The organism is Vibrio sp. R-1 (assembly GCF_035615595.1).
Lineage (GTDB): Bacteria > Pseudomonadota > Gammaproteobacteria > Enterobacterales > Vibrionaceae > Vibrio > Vibrio cholerae.
Genome location: NZ_WPDC01000042.1, coordinates 1 through 21794, shown reverse-complemented (window position 1 = coordinate 21794; position 21794 = coordinate 1). Strand labels below are relative to the sequence as shown.

Annotated in this window: 15 protein-coding genes and 1 riboswitch; of the genes, 8 read left to right on the top strand and 7 right to left on the bottom strand. The window is 45.4% G+C overall.

The features are described from left to right. Positions 1-2: 2 nt before the first annotated feature. Positions 3-1151: an ABC transporter substrate-binding protein gene (locus tag GOU96_RS10585; RefSeq protein ID WP_174500365.1), complete on the bottom strand. Its 1149-nt coding sequence runs from the start codon at positions 1149-1151 to the stop codon at positions 3-5. 207 nt (positions 1152-1358) lie between these two features. Continuing rightward, positions 1359-1802: an META domain-containing protein gene (locus tag GOU96_RS10580; RefSeq protein ID WP_000778133.1), complete on the bottom strand. Its 444-nt coding sequence runs from the start codon at positions 1800-1802 to the stop codon at positions 1359-1361. Positions 1803-1948: 146 nt separating this feature from the next. Here GOU96_RS10580 and GOU96_RS10575 point away from each other — a divergent pair, with 146 nt between their 5' ends. After that, a complete protein-coding gene (locus tag GOU96_RS10575) occupies positions 1949-2215 on the top strand; it encodes a DUF1289 domain-containing protein (RefSeq protein WP_000436139.1) in 267 nt (88 codons plus the stop codon). 5 nt (positions 2216-2220) lie between these two features. Here GOU96_RS10575 and GOU96_RS10570 read toward each other — a convergent pair whose 3' ends face one another. Further along, entirely contained in the window at positions 2221-2436 is a 216-nt protein-coding gene (locus GOU96_RS10570) for a hypothetical protein (protein ID WP_000828213.1), read from the bottom strand. A gap of 282 nt (positions 2437-2718) precedes the next feature. Then, a complete protein-coding gene (locus GOU96_RS10565) occupies positions 2719-3972 on the bottom strand; it encodes an aromatic amino acid transport family protein (RefSeq protein WP_267782092.1) in 1254 nt (417 codons plus the stop codon). A gap of 335 nt (positions 3973-4307) precedes the next feature. On the opposite strand from GOU96_RS10565, the gene GOU96_RS10560 reads away from it, so the two are divergent. Then, complete coding sequence (locus tag GOU96_RS10560; protein ID WP_001260369.1) at positions 4308-5171, top strand: DMT family transporter; 864 nt, start codon at positions 4308-4310, stop codon at positions 5169-5171. An 81-nt stretch (positions 5172-5252) separates the two neighbouring features. Here GOU96_RS10560 and mgtE read toward each other — a convergent pair whose 3' ends face one another. After that, complete coding sequence (mgtE, locus tag GOU96_RS10555; protein ID WP_181712540.1) at positions 5253-6605, bottom strand: magnesium transporter; 1353 nt, start codon at positions 6603-6605, stop codon at positions 5253-5255. A 102-nt stretch (positions 6606-6707) separates the two neighbouring features. Then, a riboswitch (M-box (ykoK) riboswitch) is annotated at positions 6708-6877 on the bottom strand. 520 nt (positions 6878-7397) lie between these two features. Between mgtE and GOU96_RS10550 the strand changes: the two genes are divergently transcribed. The 3 genes from GOU96_RS10550 to GOU96_RS10540 are packed head-to-tail and all read left to right on the top strand — an operon-like array spanning position 7398 to position 14279. Continuing rightward, positions 7398-10838 carry an ATP-binding protein gene (locus GOU96_RS10550; RefSeq protein WP_267782119.1) on the top strand — a complete coding sequence of 1147 codons (3441 nt, stop codon included), beginning with the start codon at positions 7398-7400 and terminating at the stop codon, positions 10836-10838. A 4-nt stretch (positions 10839-10842) separates the two neighbouring features. Further along, positions 10843-12597 carry a two-component system response regulator VieA gene (gene vieA / locus GOU96_RS10545; protein WP_080099961.1) on the top strand — a complete coding sequence of 585 codons (1755 nt, stop codon included), beginning with the start codon at positions 10843-10845 and terminating at the stop codon, positions 12595-12597. 14 nt (positions 12598-12611) lie between these two features. Then, a complete protein-coding gene (locus tag GOU96_RS10540; RefSeq protein ID WP_057554889.1) occupies positions 12612-14279 on the top strand; it encodes a response regulator in 1668 nt (555 codons plus the stop codon). 33 nt (positions 14280-14312) lie between these two features. On the opposite strand, the gene GOU96_RS10535 is transcribed toward GOU96_RS10540, so the two are convergent. Next, complete coding sequence (locus GOU96_RS10535) at positions 14313-16742, bottom strand: M9 family metallopeptidase (protein WP_267782095.1); 2430 nt, start codon at positions 16740-16742, stop codon at positions 14313-14315. 333 nt (positions 16743-17075) lie between these two features. Here GOU96_RS10535 and GOU96_RS10530 point away from each other — a divergent pair, with 333 nt between their 5' ends. Further along, entirely contained in the window at positions 17076-18692 is a 1617-nt protein-coding gene (locus GOU96_RS10530) for a S1 family peptidase (protein WP_267782098.1), read from the top strand. Positions 18693-18772: 80 nt separating this feature from the next. Here the strand turns inward: GOU96_RS10530 and GOU96_RS10525 are convergent, their stop codons facing one another. Then, positions 18773-20536 (bottom strand): SgrR family transcriptional regulator, encoded by a 1764-nt coding sequence (locus tag GOU96_RS10525; RefSeq protein WP_001281673.1) that lies wholly within the window; start codon positions 20534-20536, stop codon positions 18773-18775. Between the two features lie 229 nt (positions 20537-20765). Between GOU96_RS10525 and GOU96_RS10520 the strand changes: the two genes are divergently transcribed. Continuing rightward, entirely contained in the window at positions 20766-20930 is a 165-nt protein-coding gene (locus GOU96_RS10520) for a hypothetical protein (protein WP_000470863.1), read from the top strand. Between the two features lie 170 nt (positions 20931-21100). Continuing rightward, positions 21101-21709 carry an HAD family hydrolase gene (locus GOU96_RS10515; RefSeq protein WP_148523262.1) on the top strand — a complete coding sequence of 203 codons (609 nt, stop codon included), beginning with the start codon at positions 21101-21103 and terminating at the stop codon, positions 21707-21709. The last annotated feature ends 85 nt before the right edge of the window (positions 21710-21794 follow it).

The following is a 21794-nucleotide window of genomic DNA, read 5'->3' as shown; positions in this document are numbered from 1 at the left end:
CGTTACTTTAAGCTATTACCGTAGCGCTTTTGCCATTCTGCTTCGAGCGCGCTTTGCCAACTTGGGTGCGGCTCAGCAATCGCAGGGAATAGGATGGTATTTTTGGCACTGCCTGTCAGAAACTGAGGTTTCAATATGGAAGGATCGCCCCAAATAGACAAATCTCCTTTACGAGATTGTGCTTCGTCACTCAGGAGGAAATTAATCGCCACCAGCGCCCCTTCTTTTGCGTTAGCGTTCCAAGGAATTGCTAAGAAGTGGATATTGGTTAAAGCGCCCTTTTTCATCGCATAGCTTTGCGCTGTCGGTGCGAGCTTGCCAGTGGTTTGCGCTGAAAATACCGCATTCGGGTTAAAGGTGATCGCGAGGTCTAGTTGACCATCATCCAGCAGTTGCATCATCTGGGCAGAGCCAGCGGGGAACTGTTTGCCTTTGCGCCATGCCACAGCATGCAATTCATCTAAGTATTGCCATAGTGGTTGGGTGAGCTGTTCAAATGTGGCAGGCTCTACGGTTTGATTGAGTTCCGGCGCATAGTGAGTCAGTTCGATCAGGGCTGCTTTCAAGAAGCTGGTACCATGAAATTCAGGGGGCTGTGGGTAGCTAATGCGGTTTGGAAAAGCCTGCGCATAGCTGAGCAGCTCGGCAAATGAAGCCGGAGGATTGTTCACTTGCTGCTTATCATGAATAAACACCAATTGTCCGACGCCCCAAGGTGCTTCTAAGCCTTCAGTGGGCTCGGAAAAATCGCTGTCAACGGGTAAGCTTTTGTCGACTTTCGGCCAGTTAGGTAAATCTTCGACAAATGGCCCGTAGAGTAACTGGTTGTTTTTCATTGATTTGAAGTTTTCACCGTTAATCCAAACCAAATCGACACTGCCTTGCTCATTTTTTCCTGCCGCTTTCTCTGCGATCAAACGGGTAGTCGTTTCGGCGATATCCGTTACTTTCACATGCTGCAAGGTGACGCCATAGCGGGATTTGAGTAGGTCAGCAGACCAGCGCAAGTAGCTGTTAATCTCTTGGCTACCACCCCAAGCATGGAAATAAACCGTTTGTCCGCGGGCTTTCTCGGTAATCTCTTCCCATGATTGCGCAGAAACGCCAAATGAGAGGGCGCAGGTCGTGAGAAAAGTCAGCATTTTTTTCATGAATTGTCCTTAAAATTTCGGCTTTACAGTATTTCTAGACCGGGTGAAAGATGCTTGTCTTTCATTATGAAGGAAAAAATTCAAAATGCTTGTTTTGCTTGCCTTAAGTGTGGCGAGGTCAGGATTAAAGAGGGTGAAATAAAAACGGCAGCGATGTGCGCTGCCGTTATCTTATGCCGACGTTAAACTACTGCTCTGGGAAAGGCGTTATTTGACCCAGTCACGCAGGGTAAAGGTTAGCGTGTGAACATCGTTCTTCAGCGTCAGCGTCTCTTTGGTCAGGGTGATCTGGCTCCAGTCAGTCAAGGTTTGTGACACGGCTTGTTCAGTATCCATGGCATCACCAATACACATTTTCATGGTCATGCCCATTTTCTCAATGCGGAATTGGTTATCTTTGAGTTCAGCCTTACCAAAGAAGTTATTACAGCCGGCATTCCCGCTGGCCATCATCTGTTCACCGATCTCCAAACGTGGTGCTTGCTCGTGTTCGCTTTTCACCACATCTTTGCCATCAATTTGAGTCAGTTGCCAATTATGGTGTTGAAGATCTTGAGCGGTAATCTGCACGGCATCACCATTGCTTGCACAGGCGGTCATCAATACAGGAAGGGTGATTGCGGCAAGTAATGATTTTGAACTAAGCTTCATATTATTCACTCCGAATGTGGAAACCCGCACAGTATAGTCAATAAAACACTGTTTTTGTCAGCATAAGGTCATGGTTTATATGAAACTTTGAACCTAGTCGCCTTATAAGCCACTACGAAGCCAGTAGAAAAGGATGTGATTCACTTATGGAGCAATTGGAGTTTTTCAATATTGTCAGCCCTTGCATTGGGGTATGCAGTGTTGATGAGAAAGGCTATTGCAAAGGTTGTTTACGTAAGCGTGAGGAGCGTTTTGAGTGGCTGAGCATGACTCCTGCGCAGCAATTACATGTGATTAAACTCTGTCGGCAACGTTATCGCCGTAAACAGCTGGAGGCGCGTGGTCAGAGCAAAACGGAAAATCTGAGCGAGAGTACAGTACCGCCGACTGACGCTCAGCAGACTCTGTTTTGACCTGTCTATTCAGACCACAAATCACTGACCCAACCTCCTACTTGATCATCGAAATGGTTGCCCGCAAATTTACGCGGTTCATTAGCACTCGGATCTTTTACTTGGGTCATCATTTCATAAATGTAGCGAGCCATGGGATCGCTGCAGCTTTCTACTTGTTGCTTACGAGTGGCGACCTCTCTTATCAGTTTTAGACGATAACTCTTGCTATTGCGTTTCATTGGCAAACCTCCAATTGTTGAGCGACTGAGTTTAAAAGTTAGAACTCAGTCACACTATCGTCAATGGTCATTTGCCGTACATTTTCTAATGGTATTTAGGCCGAGCAGAATCTTATGTCTTTCATCTTGCTGACCGTTAGAAGAGCATTGCCTAAGCAGAGGCCAATTTTCGTACTGCCATGCGTGTACGATGGTGAAGGCAACAGTGTCATATAAGAGGTGTTGTGAATAGGGGGCAGTGTGGAATTTGGCTCCCAACTGGGAGCCAATAGCGCAGGAAATTTAGTGAAGCAAACTGTAGAGCAGAGCAGAAACGGCGAGCAATCCAACCAGTAACACGAAGAAAGTGCTGAAACGTTTTTGATGTTCACGCAGGGCGGGCACTTTGAAGACGGCAATCATCGGCATAATGAACAAAATCATTGCGATGACTGGGCCCGAAAGCGCCTCCATCATGCCCAAAATGCTTGGGTTGAGGATTGCAGCGATCCAGATGGTGACAAATAAAAAGCCGATGGTGAGACGTTCCGCCAAACGTAGTGATACCCCTAAGTTTTTGGTCAGTAGGCCAGATAAACTTTCACGCGCCCCTAAGAAGTGGCCGAGGAAGGAAGAGGTGATGGCGATGAAGGCGACCAGTGGCCCGAGCGTCGCGATAAATGGGTTGTCAGTGACATTGGCCAGATAAGTCAGCACCGAAATGTTTTGTGCTTTGGCTTCTTGCAGTGCTTGTGGCGAAAGGGCAAGTACACAAGAGAAGACAAACAGCAACACAAACAAAATTAAGACCACGCTAGTGTGGCGCAGAATCAGCTCTGACTTTTGATCGGCTTGTTCACCATAATGGCGACGTTGGATATTGGCAAAACTTGAAATGGCCGCAGCATGGCTGAATGAGAACACCACTACCGGTACGGCCAGCCATACGGTGTGCAGAAAATCGCTGGTTTGCGGAAAATCAAACGAAGGCATTGACCAGTAAGGGATCAAATACAGCGAGAGTAGGGCAAGGATCGCCGCCAGCGGATAAACCATGATGGCAAAAGCGCGCAGCATGATTTTCTCGCCACTGAGCATGATAGCGATAAGCCCAAACACTAAAGCACCAGAAAGTAGTGCGCGTGGCGGCGGTACCATGTCCGCTTGGTTAACCAAGAAACTATCGACTGTGTTGGTAAGGCCAACACCGTAGATAAGCAGAATAGGAAAAATCGATAAAAAATAGAGTAGGGAAATCAATCGGCCAGCGTTTTGGCCAAAATGTTCTTCCACCACATCAGTAAAATCGGCATTTGGACGACGTGATGAAAGTACAAAACGCGCCAGTCCACGATGCGAAAGATAGGTCATAGGAAAGGCTAAGACTGCCATTAGCACCAGCGGCCAGAATCCTCCTAAACCAATATTGATCGGTAAAAATAAAATCCCTGCACCTACTGCTGTGCCAAATAGGCTCAGTAACCAATAGGTATCATGTTGAGTCCATTTTGAGGAACGGGCAGCACTAAAATGGGTCACTTCCTGAGAGTCTTTCACTGAAATCTCACTTCTCTAAAAATAATAATGTGGCGAATCCTACTCCTATTAGTGGTTATGATCATTTTGCGACACTGGTCATAATCACTGGAATTTTCCGTATGTGCTTAGTTTGCAAACTATGAAAAATTGAAAAACTCAGGTTATTAATCTAGTTTTGTGGTTTTTATTTGAAACTAAATACTAAAATTTTATGTTTTTTAGTAAGTTTGATTGTTCGTTCGATTTTTGCTCAATGATAGGTGAGTCGATGCCTAAAGGGAATCGACGCTGGTATGCGGCACGCTTTTCGCGCACAATCGCTGTCATAACTCTTCTTATCAATCTTATGAACCATGCGTACTCGTTTTCCTGCTGAATTGTTGCTTGTTGTGACCACCCTATTAGCTGCGGGAGGCTGGGTTTTCTCGAAGCAAGCGATTCAAGAATTGCCCCCGTTTGGCTTTATTGGCTTACGCTTTATCGCGGCCTCGCTTTGTTTGTTGCCATTTTGCTTGAATGCGTTGAAACAAGCCTCACGGCAAGCCTGTTTACAATCGATGGGAGTCGGTGTGTTATTGGCGGCTTCGCTGTTTTGTTGGATTCATGCCATTTCAATCAGTGATACCTTGGGTGAGGGCGCGTTTATCATGAGCCTCTCTATGTTGTTTGTGCCGCTATTGGCATGGCCGATTTTCGGACAGCGACCGATTCGTGCCTTTTGGCTTTCACTGCCCGTGGCGGTCGTGGGACTATTCTTGTTGGCATGGAATGGCACTTGGCAATTTGCCGCGAATCAGTTGTGGTTTTTAGCGGCCTCATGTTGTTTGGCGCTGCACTTTAACTTCAATAGCCGTTTCTCAAGCCAGCTTCCGCCTATGTTATTGACGACCTTACAATTGTTTACTGCAGGCTGTTTGGGTATCACGTTATCTTGGTTAACTGAAAGTTGGCCTGCGACCATCAGTCTAGTGACCTGGAAGTGGTTTGCATTGAGTGTGTTACTGGCCACTAGCTTGCGTTATTTAATGCAAACCATGGGACAAAAGAGTGCCAATCCGACGAATGCGGCGCTACTGATGCTGTTGGAGCCAGTGTGGACGTTAGTATTAAGTGTGGTGATTTACCAAGAAACCATGCCATTTAACAAAATGTTGGGCTGTGGATTTCTGTTAGCCTCTTTGCTGTTGTATCGAGTCAGCTTGCTGCGTTTGCGGTAACTACGGAGCAGACAAAAGGACTTATACCACACCGCCAGCATGACGCTGGCGGTGTTCGTTATCCATTCAATCCAATGCGGGTTAAGCCAATTCAGGCAAGATCAGTTTGGCGATTTCAAAGTAGATGATAAGCCCAGTACCATCGACTAAGGTCGCGATGAACGGTGCGGAGACTACCGCTGGGTCGACATTCATACGGCGCAGTACCATTGGAATGACCGATGATACCAGTGCACTCCATAACACTATTGCCAGAATCGTTAGCATCACCACCAAACCGATTTCAGGGCCGACACCCAGCGTCCAAGCACGGATCCACGCAGCCATTGCCATCGCCAGTGCAACCAGTGTGCTGGTTGACAATTCTTTGCGAAGTACGGTGCCAAGATTGCGTAAACTCACTTCACCGACAGCCATGGCGCGCACTATGGTGGTGGTAATTTGCGTACCACTATTACCACCAGTACCGATGAGTAGCGGAATAAAGAAGGCGAGGGCGATCGCCGCTTCCAACTGCTCCTCAAAAGAGCGTAAAACCGTGCCCGTGTAGGCTTCCGCCACAAACAGTACCAGAAGCCAGACAATGCGTTTTTTCCACAATTGCCAAGGTGACGTTTGTAGATAGCTCGCATCAAGTGGCATGGAGCCACCTTGCATTTCAGCATCTTCCGTGGTTTCTTTTTCTAAGATACTGACCGCTTCTTCCAGATGGAAAAAACCGACTAACTGCTGCTGATGTACGACGGGCAGAACCGATAAGTTGTGCTCAAGCAGCAGACGCGCCGCTTGCTCTTGGTCAAGATCGGCATCGAGAGTCAGACATTGTGGCTCAATAAGGTCACTCAACGCCTGATCGGAATGCGCCATCAGCAGCGCTTTAGGATCAATCGCCCCAAGTAGCAAACCATGTTGATTGACGACGTAAAGACGATGGCGCGCTTGTGAATCGCCCCAAGATTCATACAGCACCTCTTTCGCTTCAACCACAGTTTGTGATTCAAGCAGAGCCAGACGCTGCGTATGCATATGTGCGGCAACGCTCTCTTCTCCCCAGCGCAGACGTTCACGATAACGCTCCGCATTGATCGGATTCATCATGTTGAAAACGCCATGCAGCTCATCTTCATTTAAGCTACGTAAGGCTTTTTCGACAACGCGAGGATTGGCGTAAGCCAAGCCAAGATTGAGGGCGTTGCTATCCATAACACACAGTAAATGGCCTGCACGCGGAGCTGATAGCAACAGGATCAGTTCAGCCAGTTGTTCCCCTGTGAGCTGTTGTAAAGCAAAATGAATTTCTTGTTCGGTGAGTTTGAACAGTTTTTCCACCCACTTATCGCGACGTGAAGAGTGCGCGAGTTTGCGAGCAAATTCATTGAGTTGTTTCAGTTGTGCTGCCGCAACAACAGAGTGGTTTGTTTTCATTACATTCATCACACATACCTCATGTGACTCAGGACAGACCTGAATTGTTTGAACTTTGATGCAAGAAAACAGCAGTAATTGGACGAGCGAAAAGGAAATGGTATGAAAAAGGCTTCATCCCCGAGTCCCAGCTTCAGCACTGCACAACGTATTCGCTCACGCGAAAGCCACTTGGGTTAACACCTTAATCCGATGAAAACTGTCCTGATCTTGGGCATCTCTGGATGTCGTGAGATCAGTGGCCTATGTTTGTACAGGAGCCTCGCCTAACGAGATGCTGTAATTACACAGTATATTTCCCTTGACAAAGAATAGGCTTGAAGTCCATGAGCTCCTAGTCAAAAGGATTTTAATGCTCAACAGCTTGAGCGGCGGGGATTATAGGTGTGATAGTTTTGTCAGTGCAAGCCGAAATGTGGTGAAAAGTGTAATAGTTACGTAAAGTTTTGGTCAGAACTATGCATTTGCATGATATTGGTTGGTGCTGAGAAAAATCATATTCACACCACCCAATTTCACTTGTAGGAAATTTCCTTCAGGAGCATGATGAGAATGAAATATTACGGTTTGTTTACGTTAAAACTATTAATAACATTGCTTATCTTAGCTTTAGTACATTATTATTTATCCATAAGTGTGATCTCTGCCATGGGTCTGTGACGATTGAAACGATATTTCTTTACATTACTGTTAAGTGTTTTTGCATTATTTGTGCGTGCTGCAGATTATTTGGATCCGAATGAGCAAGCGTATCTAGAGCAAAAATCTACAGTCACCATTGCAGTATTAAAAGAAGTCTGGATGCCTTACTGGGGTGGGACAGGTCAAGAGCCGATAGGTATTGAGCATGATTTTGCCTCAGGGATAGCCAAAGAGCTCGGGATCAACATTGAGTATAAAGGCTTTGATACCATTGAAGCCTTACTTAACGCCGTCAGCCTAGGTAAAGCGGATATGGCGATAGGTTTTGGACAAACCCTTGCGCGTGAAGGAAAGTTCCTATTTTCTAAGCCTTTATATGAGAATGTACGCGTTATTTGGTTACGCGATAAAGCCATGGAAGAAAAACCCTTTGCTAGCTTGAAATGGGTCTGTATTCAAGGCACATCTTATTGTGAAATTCTCAAAGATCGTGGTTATCCCAATATTATTATGGCTCGTAACTACAGCAGCTCTGTGGAAATGATTCGTCAAGGGATTGCGGATGCGACGGTGACAAATTATGTTTCCTTAAATCACTACTTAAGCCAAAAGCGTTTAGCATTGGGTAAAGTGATTTTTGATCCAGACTTAGGCGTACAAACAAACCGTATATTGATCAATAACAATGAGCCTCTGTTATTGTCAGCAATCAATAAAGTTATTGACGCTGACAAACAGGGACTGACGGAGAATAAATTAAATTCGGCAGATGTTTATTTCCTAAATGATCAAGAAAATTTAAAGATTTTACGAAATGAAAATGTTAATCCAGTCGTGCGATATACGGTTCAGGATGATCTTTTCCCAATCTCGTATTGGGATGAAAAAGAGAAAAAATATAAAGGTTATGTACATGATTTATTAGAGAGAATCAGTACTAAGAGTATTCTTAAATTCGAGTTTGTTCCTGCCTACGGCCGAGATGTAGAAGATATGCTGCGTCATGGCAAGGTGGACCTTATCCCTAGCTTTAATATGACTTATGTCGATGACCGATATTTCATCCATACAGGCAGATACACGGATATCCAATTTGGCTATATAGAAACAACTCGGCCTTATACCACCCAAATTACGGGCATTCTTGATCGTACAGGCAAGTTTAACGCTTATATTGCGGCACAAAAAAATTTATCTGATGTGAAAGTATACCGCAGCATGTATGACCTTGAGCAAGCGTTAGAGAAGGGGGATATTACGCATGGGCTTCTTAATAAAGTACTGATTAATCAGATGTTGTTGGATGGTCATCAAGACGCTTTCAAACTCTCCCCATTGACCGAGGGGCAAGATCTTCGAGCCGATATGACGATGCTTGTACGTAAAGATGCCCGAGGTTTACAAAACATGCTGCAAAAGGTGTTAGCCACCTTCAGCCAACAAGAGATTGATGAAATCAAAGGTGCCTATGACCGAGTCACAGTCTATTTTGGCTATGACAAACAGAAAGTCCTGATATATGCCTTAATCATATTGTGTGCTTTATTAAGTATTGGACTTATCCTCACCTTATCGCTCAGTCGTTTACGCGGTAAATTACGCAGCTCCGAACAAGTTGCCAAGTTATCTACTGAGCAGCTACGTTGGTTGACGGAATTACTGGACGCCATTCCGAGCATGATATTTATTTCGGATGCAAAAGGTGAGGTTGTTTTAACCAATGCGGCTTATCGGAAAATTTATCACACCTGCTGTGAAAAAGGGTGTGTTCAACCGCAGCCTGAGTGTTCATTTCTTGCGCTTCCAGACCAACATGAAGCGGAATTCTCGATCATTATTCAAGCTCCAAAATCTAATTGCTCTATCGGCGAACACTATTTCCATGTGACACGTCGTGCCATTTCTCATCCGATTAATCAACGTAAGTACTATTTAACGCTGTTCAACGATATTACGGAATTAAAAGAAACTGAGCAGGCTTTGCGTCAATCTAATGAGCAAGCGTTACAGGCGGTAGAAGCGCGAAATCATTTCTTGGCAGTCGTCAGTCATGAGTTACGTACACCGATTGCGGCGATGCTTGGACTGATGGAGATTTTGGCTTCACGTTTAAAAAGCAGCGAAAGCCAACTGCTATTGACCAATGCGATAAGCTCGGCAGAGCGTTTGAAATTACACGTTAACGATATTTTGGATTTCTCAAAGATAGAGGCGCAGCAGTTACAGCTGGATATTGGGCTGTACAATTTAGCCGATGAACTAGGGCCGTTATTGCGTGGATTTGAAGCCAGTGCCAAGCTCAAAGAGATTGAGTTTGATGTGATTTGGTCGCCGAATTCGTTACTGCTTGCGAACTTCGATGCCTTGCGTTTTAACCAGATCGTGACCAATCTTCTTTCTAATGCGATCAAATTTACTGACCAAGGACGAGTGGTTTTTAAAATCGACGTTGCCCCTGAGATGCTAACTATCGTGGTCGACGATACCGGCTGCGGTATGACTCAAACGCAAATCGATTCGCTGTTTGTTCCTTTTGTGCAAGCTGACAGCACAATCACTCGTCGCTTTGGTGGAACAGGTTTAGGTATGTCGATTGTCGCCAACCTGATTGAACTGATGAATGGCAAGATTGAGGTGAAGAGCGAGTTTGAGCAAGGGACGCAAATCCAAGTGAACTTGCCTCTTGTGACGCAAACTTGTGATGAGTTTCGTGGGCAAGTCGTTGCTATGTCTTATCGCTCCCCTTATATGCTGTGGGCAAAAGCGCTGGGAATGCGAGTAGAAGAGAATGAAGAGTGGGTCGAGCAGAATGGCCACAATATTTATCCTGATTTGCTACTCAATAGGCTCAGGGATGTCTCCAATATGACTCAGGCTCAAGCTGAGCCTGCCCATTCTCGTTTGCTACAAGGACACGTATTAGTGGCTGATGATGATCCGATTAACCGTTTATTGATCAAAAAACAGCTCAGTGAGCTTGGTTTGAGTGCCACTTTGGTAAGTGATGGATTGCAAGCTTTCGAAAAGCTCTCGCAACATCCTGAGCAGTATGATTTGTTGATTACTGACTGCCATATGCCACATCTTGATGGATTTGCTTTAACGCGAAAAGTGAAGCAAGAGATATCCCTATTTAAGGGCGCAGTTGTGGGTTGTACTGCAGAAGATTCGCGCCTAGCAGCGGAACAAGCTCTGCAAGCGGGTATGGATAAGGTGATTTACAAACCTTATACCTTAGCCAATTTGCGCAAAGTACTCAGTCGTTATCTCACAACGCAATGGGTCGCACTGCCCGAACAATCTTGGCTTGACGCTTACCAAGAAGAGGAGCGCGAGGAGATGGCAATGGTAGTGGCTGAGTCACTTGCTCAAGATATCGCTTTACTCAATCAGCCAGACTGTGATGCCAAAGCACTGGCACATCGAATCAAAGGGGCAGCCGGCTCCCTTCAACTACAGCGGTTAGCTGATTTGGCTAAAACCGTTGAGAAACAAAACGATCCACAACAACTTGTGGCCGATAAGCAGCAACTGATCAATGCCATGCATGAAGTGGTCGAGCAGGCACAACAGTGGCTTCATCAGCATCAGAGCGAATAACGTTATGAAAATAATGATAGTAGAAGATGATCGAATTCAGGCGACGAGCCTGAAGCTCAAGCTAAGACAGCTTGGGTTGGATGACGTCATCTTGGCTGAAAACGGATTTGCTGCCTTAGAACTGTGTAACAAAGTGGGTATCGATTTGATGTTTTGCGATATTCGAATGCCGCAGATGGATGGGATCAGTTTGTTATCACAACTGAGTTTACAGGCATCTAAGCTAGGTGTGGTGATACTCAGCGCGGTGGAAGATACGATTCTTGAGTTAACCCACAACATGTGTAGTTTGGCTGGATTTGCTTATGTTGATCGCCTACCTAAGCCCTACGAAGTGGAGGATTTACAGCGTGTTGTCGAGGGGTTTCAAAAGCAAACGGAGCCCGAAACCAGTCACAAACCTGCAATCACGCTAACCTGTGACGAGATTGAACAAGCTTTTCTGCACGACCATATTTTTAATTACTATCAACCACAGTTTGATTTTCGCAGTGGGGCGATGGTCGGCGTTGAAGCGCTAGTACGTTACGAGCACCCAACTCATGGCATGTTAAGCCCAGCAGTGTTTCTGCCTTTAATTGAGCAGTGTGGCTTGCATGAGAAACTCTTCCTTACTGTATTAGAAAAGTCGGTCTCTGCGCTGGCCAGTATTGGTGCTGACTTGCAGCTTTCCGTCAACATCAGCCAGCGCAACTTGCAACACTCGATCTGTGATCCCATTCTCGCCATCTGTGAGCGGTATGGCTTTCCCGCAAGCAAACTGACTCTAGAGATGACAGAACATGAGGTGTACAACGGAACCCCGACCTCATTGGCCAACCTTGCTCGCCTGCGAATGTATGGCGTTGGGCTATCGATTGATGATTTTGGTACGGGCTACGCGTCATTAGGTCAACTGGCTCAACTGCCTTTTACGGAACTCAAGATTGATCGCAGCTTTGTGCATGATTTGGCAAGCAACTACAAACACCAACAATTGACCAATATGTGTTTGTTGCTGGCTCAATCTTTGGGGTTGCACTGCGTCGTCGAAGGGGTAGAGAACGAAGAGACATGGCAATACTTACGTCAACTTGGGGTAGATACTTGCCAAGGTTACTACGCCGCTAAGCCCATGCCGATTGCTCAGTTGAGTGAGCTTTACACTAAAAATCGTCGTCAGTGTTTAGGTTGTCAAAGCATGGATGATGGCTGGCAAATCTTGCTGGTGGATAACCATATGCTCAGCACCACGGCATTACAAAAAGTGCTCAATAAAGAAGAGAACGTCAGCAAGGTATTTGTTGCACAAGATATTGAGCAGACGCTGCACAAACTGCGCGATTTACCGATCAACCTGCTGGTCGTCGAAAGTCGGTTTTTATCGACAATCAGTCCTGCGGCATTTCACGAGTTGCTTGAGCCTTACTATCGAGGGGCGATCTTGGTGCTGCATGATGGATTAACCGCTGAAATTCAACAGGATGATTCCAAAGCCATCGTCGTCAAAGCAAATACTTTGATGGAAACCAGTGCTCGAATCTTACAGCAAGCGCAGCAGAACACTGTGCGCCCACAAGCGCAACAAAAAGAGCTTACTCAGCTTTCTGAGCGAGAGTTGACAGTTGCGAAAATGTTAGTGGAAGGGCTGACAAATAAGGAAATCGCCCTACAGTTAGACATTAATCAGAAAACCGTGAGTACCTATAAGGCTCGCGTATTAAATAAGCTAGATATTAAATCAGCAATAGAATTAGTCAGGTTTTTAGATTTGAGCTAGGACATCTATAAGTAATGAATATAACAAGCCCTTCTTTTTCTGAACTCAGTGTTTTACTGATTGACGATGCTCAGATAGTTGTCACGAGTTTACGAACCATGTTGCTTAGACTTGGTTTTCGTGACGCGAATATATTAAGCGCGAAAAACCCTAGAGCGGCGCTTTTTATTGCTAGTCGGCAAAAATTTGATATTTATATTTGTGACTATAATTTCGGTAAGGGATTAAATGGTAAACAGATATTTGAAGAGCTCAAACATTATAATCTCTTAAAAAATGAGTCGGTATTTATTCTAGTGACAGGTGAGAATTCGTCATACGTTGTGCACTCGATTTTAGAGTTGAAGCCGGATGAGTATATCCTCAAACCCTTCAATATCATGACCTTGCAGGAGCGATTAACCAACGCTATTTCACGCAAACATGCGCTCAAAGCTCTTTATCAAGCGGAGCTTGATGGCGATGCCGAATTGGGAGTGAGATTGTGTGATGAACTGGAGCCTTTTTACAGCGATTACTATTTCGTGATCCAAAAATTTCGTGGGGAATTTTTAACTCAGTTGCGCCGTTTCGATCACGCGCGCGAAGTCTACCTCGAAACGTTAGAGCATAAAGACTTTGACTGGGCAAAAATTGGTCTTGCGAATGCCCTGAAGCAAACCGGACGTCAAGTCGAAGCCACGCAAGTAATACAAGATCTCTTGGTTAATGCGCCTAACCACGTTCGTGCTCGGGTCGAAGCCGCCAGTATTAGTCTGAGTAATAACTCGGTTCCTGAAGCTATTCACCATTTACAGATTGCCAACCAAATTGTACCCGGGCATATAGATAGGGAATGGGTATTGGCTAATTTATGCTTATCAGTAGGTGATACAGTTTCGGCTTTAGAGCGTTATCGCTTATATTCTGAAATCAATAAAGAAACACACCGCAACAACCAGCAAATGCACCTCAATTTTATTCGTACTTTGCTGTATGCCGCTCGATATGCTGAATCGACATCGAGGGAAAAATGGTTACAAGAAGCAAAAACCATCCTGAAAGAGCTCTATGATAAAGGTCAGCATGAAGAAATATTGCCTCAACTTGAGCTTGTCGCTGCCCATTTCGCGATGGAGGATGATGAGTTTGCAGTATCAGTCGAAATATTAAATAAAATATACCGTTCAAAACCGTTCGAGCTGTTTGAAGACCGCTACCATTTTACGTGGTTACTGAATGTGATGGGGTTTGATTCTGAATTTGCGAAATGCATCAGTTGGTGTAATGAAGCCCTATTGAATCAGGAAAGTGGGATATTGTTAGAAAGTAAGATTGTGTTAGGCAAAGCACTGAAGCAAGCTAATGAAGATAAGTTGCAATGGTTAGAAGAGCGATATCATGCTTTATGCAATAAAAAATTGACGATCGATTCTCTATTAGAAATCTACATCGAAATATTGGAAAGATGTCCTACACTTCGAACGGTATGCATGAAAGTCGTGACAATTTTGTCTCGCTATTGGCCAAGAGTATTGAGTGAAGCGGAAGCGGATTTGCTACTTAAAAAGTGTAATCACACCATTTTGCAGTTGATGAATGATGATGAGTTGACTAGCTCGAAGTATGAAGACCTTTATAAAAAAGCGCTTATGTTTCGTGCCCACTATTATGAGGAAAATGCGTTGTCAGAAGAAATCTAACCGCCCTCTATAGAGGGCGGTTACGCCGCATCATCAGTCGAAATAGGCCACCATTTCGACCGTGTCGCCGAGTTGTTGTGCGTTTAACGAAAAGTGCACATAGCCTTCTTGTGTCACAGGAATACGCATATATTCATGACTGCCCGCACAAGTTGAGGTGTGCTCAAACTGCTCTCGAGTTGGCCAATACGCTTTTGCTGCAAACAGGTCGACATTGCCTCGGTTTTGTTCTGAAGCGGTGAGCCATACTTGCACTTCACTGACGCCTTTTGGCACGTAGATGGCGACATAACGTTGTCGATGCACGGTAAGGCTTTGACTGCTGCCCGCTTCTAAAACCACAGGAGCAAGATCATCTTTGATAGTCGGTTGCTCATTAGGCTGTTCGGTGACTAGGTGTGTGTTGAGGATGACGGCTGAGTAATCCGCACGTCCTGTCACACTTAAATAGTAGCGTCCGGGTTTGATGTAACCATTCTGCTCAGGTTTGAAGGTAATTTGCTCGTTACTGCCATAGGTAAATTCCGTTACCTGATAATCATAGTAATGGGCAACCTGCTGGTAGCTCATGTACAGATCGGCATCTCCCTCCCCGGAGATCTGAACGTGGAACTCTCGGCTGTACTCTGGCACATCCACATAGAACAGATGCTCGCTGTACGCCTTTCCTGTCAGTGTTAAGGACGAATTGGCCTCTAACTGAGTGACCGCATTGGGTTCTGGGTTAGGCTGTTCTGGATTATCTGGATTATCTGGATTATCTGGATTATCGAGTTGCAATGTATCCAGCCATGCCGAAAACTCGGTGTTATAGCGTTCACCTAGCAATTTGACACTCTGTGCCCACTGATCAAACTGCCCAGTACGAGAGAGTGCCAGCAAGCTTTCCACGTCTTGTGGATGCTTTTCCAACATAAAGCGTACCGCTAAGTAGCCCCAGCGATAAATGCGGTTCGTATCATTCGAGTAGGTGGTGGCAAACACATCAGAAAGGCTCAATTTACCTTGAGAAATCAGCTTAACCGCCGCTTGGTAGCCCTGCTTATAATGCATATATTCCGCGAAACCTTCTAACCACCACACAATATGACCATGGGCTAAGTTATCACTGAACGAACCATACTGGTTGAAGCGCGCGTCCAGATAATGAGTGTACTCATGCTCTAAATTGAGAATCGACAAATCCGCATCATTGGCATAACGATAGGCGACAAAACGGGCTTGATTGTTTTGATCCGCAGGGTTGCCTTCTAAATACTGCCCGCCATTGTCGGTGGTATTGCCAAATAAAAACGAGGAGTAATTGACATAGCTGCTGTTATTGGCAAACACCACCACCTCAACACGAGTGTTGTAATCATCGGCGACCGGTGCCAATCCCGTATTTGCCACTTGGTGAAAATCTTGCTCTTTTTTATCCAATACGTCACAGGCTTGCGCGGCTTGCGCATCGGAAAGATCTTGCGAGCGAATAATGGCAGGGCCTTGGCATTCAAAGCGGTTTGGCAAAATGCGCGCGGCTAAATAGCGCTTCGCTGCATCAAGATCGATACCGAGCTGTTGCAGCACCTCTGGTGCGTAATAGTGCAACATCTCAACGGCAGCTAACCACAATTTGTCGTGTTTACTCCCTAAAGGGTAGCGAGCAATCACTTGTCGCATCACATGACGAGCCTTTTGCTTGGTGGTGGCATCTGGGCTAATCAATAAGCGGCCAGTTTCACGCAGAGCGTTGTAAACCAAAAACTCAGCGTCGGTTTCTAATGCCCACTCATTGTCCAGAGCGAATCGATACAAGGTATCAATATGTTGAGTGTTGGCGGCTAAGTAGCGGTAAAACTGCGAGTTACCCACATGGCCAGACATCGCACGGAATAAGTTATTTAAACCATCGACCCATTGTGTATCTTGCGCCGTTTCTCGATTGAAGCGGTGCAGAGCTAAGATCATCGCATCCATAGTGAGCGGTAACTGCTTAACGTTATCCACCATTAAACTTAGGCTCTTCATTGCGCCCACCTGTTCACGGCCTTGGTCAAAAGCATGCGGATGACGTAAAAAGCGGTTGATCGATTGAGCAAAGCGTTGACTGAGTGCTTGAGAATAAGGTTCACGCCCAGCGTTATAACGCACGTAATACGCTGCGCGAATGAACTCACCATAGTTTTCCAATCGACGAGCTTGCTGCGCTTCACCAGTATAGCGAGCAATTTCTGCATCGAGCACAGTTTGTAAATGCGCTAGAGAAGCTTCGCTATAGAGGTTATCCAAGGTTGTCGCTGGTGCGTAAAACCATGAGTTGTAACAAGCTTGTGTAGCCGCGGCAATTTGCGCAGGAAGATCGCGCGCGGGCTGTAAATCTTGTATCTCACAAGCTGCTTGTGAATAGGAGGAGTAAGAAAGACCAGCGATGACGCACGCCAAAGCAATGGGATGATGTTGGATACGTTGTTGAAAAGACACTGCAAAACCTATTTATGATAAATATATTTGGGCTGTGGTTTATAAGTTCTTTTTTGGTTTCAATAAAATCTGATGCGTATGAATCATGAGGCTTATTCAATAAATGGAGTTTTTATTCTAATTCAATGAATCGAGGTCACTTTTTATACATTTTTCTGTTGAATGGTTTAGTGATAAATCACTAATAATTAGAGAATATTCAGCGTGATATTCGTTCATGATTTGTAACGATCAGAAATAATTTATTTGTATCATTTTACATTTTGTCTTTATTTGGTATATGCTTGGTAATGTTCCCATTAATGGTTTGGGTGGGATTTATCAGAGGTATCTATGAACAAAACATTTTTATCAGGAGTGGTTGGAACACTTCTTTTTACATCTTTTCAGTTCAGTGCTTCTGGAACGGAATCCGGAGTCTCTAGCCGCATTATTGGTGGAGAACAAGCGCCTGTAGGCGCGTGGCCTTATATGGTTTCGCTAACAACGCGTGATAAAAGCATGGCATGGTGTGGTGGTAGTTTGCTCAGTGAGCGCTATGTTTTAACCGCGGCACACTGTGTTGATAAAAAAGATCCTTCCACTATGGATGTTATTGTTGGCGCATATGATATGGACAATATCAGTGCTGCAGAGCGCATCCGAGTCAAACAAATCTATGTACATCAGAATTATGCTTATGCTTCAGGTGGTAATGATATCGCGGTGTTAGAGCTAGAAAGCACCCCTGCATTAAACCAATTCACTTCTATTGCCACTCCTGTTGATTTTGATGAATTGCGTGAAAATGATTTACTGACAGTTATCGGTTTTGGTGCTCGCAAGGAAGTAAATGGTGATAAGAGCGATTATCCCACCAAGTTACATCAAGTGGATGTACCTTTTATACCCATCGCAGCATGTCGTACTAAAGGTGGTAGTTACGCCACCCAAGGGGACAATGTCTTTTGTGCTGGCGTCGCAGGTAAAGATTCTTGCGCTGGGGATAGTGGTGGCCCGATTTTCTTTCGTACTAACCGTGGCTTAACCCAAATGGGCGTGGTGAGTTGGGGTGACGGCTGTGGTCAAACTGATAAACCGGGTGTTTACACCAAACTCAGTGCTTTTAATAATTGGATTAACGATCAGCGTTTAGGTCTTTCCTACCGTCAGAAGCAGGTTCTAGGGATCGTACGCCTAGGTAACTATACTCAGCGTTTTGAATTTACCAATACGAGTATCAATCCGATTAATTTAACTGCACCGACACCGACCGCTTCAATCGGTACTCAAAACATAAGGGTGGTAACCAATACCTGCCCAGCAGATCTAGCGAGCGGCGATTCTTGTTACGTGGATGTAGAGTATGACATCACCACCCTTACTGAAGGCCATATCAAACTCGATTTTAGCTCAACGACCATGAGTAGCGGGCATGTCTATGCTTGGCGTTACTTTGAGGCTCTAGCGCCAGCATCGACTGAGACGGTGAATTACTTTGCAAATTTACCTGCGCACAAAGTGCATGTGAATGATCATCCATGGACGGTACAAGGTAACAGTTTACAAACGGCAAGCTTAGAAAAAGGGCAAAAGTCGCTGCTTGTTTTGGAAAACCTACCGAAAGGTCGTTTAAAGTTCCGATACAATGTCTCATCTAACTCGAGGTGGGATAAGTTCAATGTGTATGTCAATGGTAAACTTGAAAAGGATTTTTGGAGCAATACCGAGGGTATGGCAAGTATCTCTATGTATGAACCGACCAATACGGTAAAACTGGTCTATGAAAGATCGACTTTAAATGATGATGCACTTAGTAAAGTGACGTTGAGCCAGTTTAGCCATGACCCAAATCTATTTGATTTACCACCAATAACTGATAGCCGTTCAGGTGGCGGCGGTAGCCTAGGTGGGGCAGCCTTAGCTCTCCTCTTTGGTTGTGGCTGGTTACGTCGCCGTCAAAGCGTCTGATCTATCGATAGCCAATTTTGTTTACTCAAAGCCAACCGTGATAGGTTGGCTTTGTCGTTTTTGGCAAATCGTTGGGAGAGCTAGTCCGCCGACCACACATTGCGAATATCCGGCCAACCCCAGTTGGTGAGCGCAACATCATGTAATACACCGTGGAAACGCAAGGTTTGTCTATGGTGGAAAAGAGGCGCCAGCCAAGATTCACTGACCAGAAGTGAAGCAATCGGCTCCAGTTGATCGAGATATTGAGGTAATTGCGCTTGCTCACGTACGGCATTTAATTGCTGCATCAGCCATATCACCTCATCTTGGCTGGCGCACGCATGCAGAATCGGGTTGCTGAATAACATAGCAAAAGCGGAAGCGTGGCGGTTGTCATCCAAATTAATGTTGGTCAGTACCAAGGTTTCATCCAGCTCGCCTTTGAGCGCACGTTGATTCAATTCCCGATAAGTGTAAGTGTGAATGCTTAATGTAATGCCTTGAGCTGCAAGCAATCTGGCAATCGCTTGGGCACAAGTCTGTAATGCGGTGTAGTTGTACAAGGCCAAGGTCAACTGTGTAGGAAGCGCAACTTTCGGAGCTGGAGATTTCAACACAGCGCGCCAGCTTGGCAGCAAGTTGTGCGCGGGTTCGACGCCAAACATCACTCCGTGACAGCGAATATCTTGCTCAATCGTATTTGGATTGAGTAGCTCGCTGAGTCGGTGTGCTTGAGCTTGATCCAACGGTTGCTTGGCTCTCTGGTTAAACAGCACCATTAAACACCCATCTTCGACGCGGCTTTGCTGTTGGGCGGCAGAGGTTAAATGAGGCGAGTCTGATAGTGAGACTTGATGATGGCTGGTCGTATTGGCTTCCGGCTGATTAGTTTCAATGAGTGGGCGACTTAAACGCTCCTCATCGACTTGCCAAATGGTCACACGATCGGTCAAGGCTCGACAGCCGTAGAATTGACTGAATGCTTTGAGCTTGAGTTTATTGCGGGTGTGTTCCTGAACTTCAAAAGGGCCACAACCGATCACAGGAACAATTTGTCCTTCATGAAATTGGCTGTAATTCAATTGACTGACCGGTTGAATGGCGTATTTCACGCCAGATATCATCCCTGCAAATCCCGGATCTGGGCGCTCTAAGTTGAATACCACTTGAAAAGGGGTTGGCGCTTTAATATCGCTAATATGTGCCAGCTCTGCACGGTGTGTTTCTAGACTAGAGAGTTTAGCAAACAGGCTGACAATGGTATTGGCATCCAGCGGCGCACCATTATGAAAGGTTAATTCGGGTCGCAGATAAAACGTCCATTGCCAAGTGTGCGGATCATAATGCCAATGATGCGCCAGTTCGGGGTGTACATGGCCATTAGTATCAGAGCTGACCAAACAACTGTAGATCTGACGGATCAAAAAACGCTCGCTACTTCGCTGAGGAAGATGGGGCAGCAGCGGTTCAAACGGACGCTTATAAGTGAGCTGAATATGCAGTCGTCCTTCTTGTACCGTAGCACCAGACGTTTTCTTTAACAGTTTGGCAAAAGCGACCTCATCGTTATCTAAAATCGCTAATGCTCGTTCGTATTTACCGATCTGTACTCGTTTGGCCGCCAGTTGCTCCTTGAGTGGCTCAAGTTCTCTGTGCAGCAATAATGAAGAGCGGTGATGTCGTCCTGCCTTCGGTGTCCAAGTTAACCAACCCAATTGATTCAAACGCACCAGCAAATTTCTTGCGTGACGAGGACTCGTAAACAGTCGCTCCGCCAGTTCAGGCAAAGTGGTTTTAATATCGTGACCCACACCCAAGGGAGTCAGCCTAGCGTAATAGCGCAATAAATTGAGATCAGACATGGTTACCTCAACGCTTAGCTCATCTGCGGCTATTGTAGTGAAAAAAGGTGGAGTTAATGGTGAAAACCTACGGGTTGTTTGTTCCTCATTTCTCGACCACTCAGTGCGAAATCCCCAATTTTCTGCGTAAAACGGTGTAATGCGGAGCAAAGTGATTTAAATCGCTCACTTTTTTGTTTCCTTAATCAGGATGACAATAAAAGCATCAACACAACAAGGAGTGCAGAGTATGTTCATATCACCCGTTAACGAACAGACGATGGCCGCCTACTATCAACAACGGCTGCAGCAAACTCATAGTGTGATTGAGCGAATGGCGTTGGTTGCGTTATTTGAGTTGCTCTTTACTCAAACGCCCCCTGAGCCAGAACAGCCCAAATCATCAACCCCATAACGAGATAAAACCCGCAGCACTTGCACTATTGCTCCTGACGCTTCCCCCAAGCTGATACGCAAGTGCTGCTTCTTTACTACCTGCGTAGGGTGACTTTGTGAGCACATAGCCAATAATGTACAGCTGAGTTCGCTAAACTCTTTCCCTCACTCAATGAATAGGAGAGGGTGATGGCAATCCGTAATGTGGTATTTGATGTTGGTAATGTGATCGTAAAATGGGCACCGCAAGACATTGCCCAACTGACGTTTGGTGAGGGAGAAGAGAGTGCCTTCATGGCAACGGCTGTATTTAAAAGTGAGTTTTGGCGCGATTTGAATAAAGGAAAATACACTGAAGCGGAAGTGAAACGCGCACTCCATCAGCAATTAGGCCTTTCCTCTGACACTCTAGAACAACTCTTTTTTCATATTAAAAATACCCAAGTTTTGCTGCCCGGAACCTTGCAATTAATGGATGATCTCCTAAACGCGGGTTATCGCCTCTACGCGTTGACCGACAATGTGAACGAGATTGTCGCTTACTTAAAAAAACAATATGACTTTTGGCCCAAATTTACTGGCGCAGTAGTGTCGAGTGAGTGTGGTTTGCTTAAACCTGATCCGGCGATTTACCAGCATCTGGCAGACTCCCAGCGCATTCTCCCGCAAGAAAGTGTCTTTATGGATGATATGCCAGCCAATGTCGAGGGGGCGCGCCAACAAGGATTTCATGCCATTCAATTTGTTGATGCGCACCAAGCAAGAGTGCAGCTAGCGCAAATGGGGCTGCACTTTTAAAGGTCAGCGCTTTGGCTAAAAAGATCAATACTTGATGTGGTAGCGTCAAGCCGTTTGGTTATATTACCCTTCCTACTTGAAGCTG

Coding starts and splice junctions, on each gene's coding strand:
- GOU96_RS10560 (WP_001260369.1), top strand. CDS start 4,308: ATGCGTACTCGTTTTCCTGCTGAATTGTTGCTTGTTGTGACCACCCTA.
- GOU96_RS10520 (WP_000470863.1), top strand. CDS start 20,766: ATGTTCATATCACCCGTTAACGAACAGACGATGGCCGCCTACTATCAA.
- GOU96_RS10525 (WP_001281673.1), bottom strand. CDS start 20,536: ATGTCTGATCTCAATTTATTGCGCTATTACGCTAGGCTGACTCCCTTG.
- mgtE (WP_181712540.1), bottom strand. CDS start 6,605: ATGAATGTAATGAAAACAAACCACTCTGTTGTTGCGGCAGCACAACTG.
- GOU96_RS10580 (WP_000778133.1), bottom strand. CDS start 1,802: ATGAAGCTTAGTTCAAAATCATTACTTGCCGCAATCACCCTTCCTGTA.
- GOU96_RS10540 (WP_057554889.1), top strand. CDS start 12,612: ATGAATATAACAAGCCCTTCTTTTTCTGAACTCAGTGTTTTACTGATT.
- GOU96_RS10530 (WP_267782098.1), top strand. CDS start 17,076: ATGAACAAAACATTTTTATCAGGAGTGGTTGGAACACTTCTTTTTACA.
- vieA (WP_080099961.1), top strand. CDS start 10,843: ATGAAAATAATGATAGTAGAAGATGATCGAATTCAGGCGACGAGCCTG.
- GOU96_RS10585 (WP_174500365.1), bottom strand. CDS start 1,151: ATGAAAAAAATGCTGACTTTTCTCACGACCTGCGCCCTCTCATTTGGC.
- GOU96_RS10515 (WP_148523262.1), top strand. CDS start 21,101: ATGGCAATCCGTAATGTGGTATTTGATGTTGGTAATGTGATCGTAAAA.
- GOU96_RS10550 (WP_267782119.1), top strand. CDS start 7,398: ATGCCTTACTGGGGTGGGACAGGTCAAGAGCCGATAGGTATTGAGCAT.
- GOU96_RS10575 (WP_000436139.1), top strand. CDS start 1,949: ATGGAGCAATTGGAGTTTTTCAATATTGTCAGCCCTTGCATTGGGGTA.
- GOU96_RS10570 (WP_000828213.1), bottom strand. CDS start 2,436: ATGAAACGCAATAGCAAGAGTTATCGTCTAAAACTGATAAGAGAGGTC.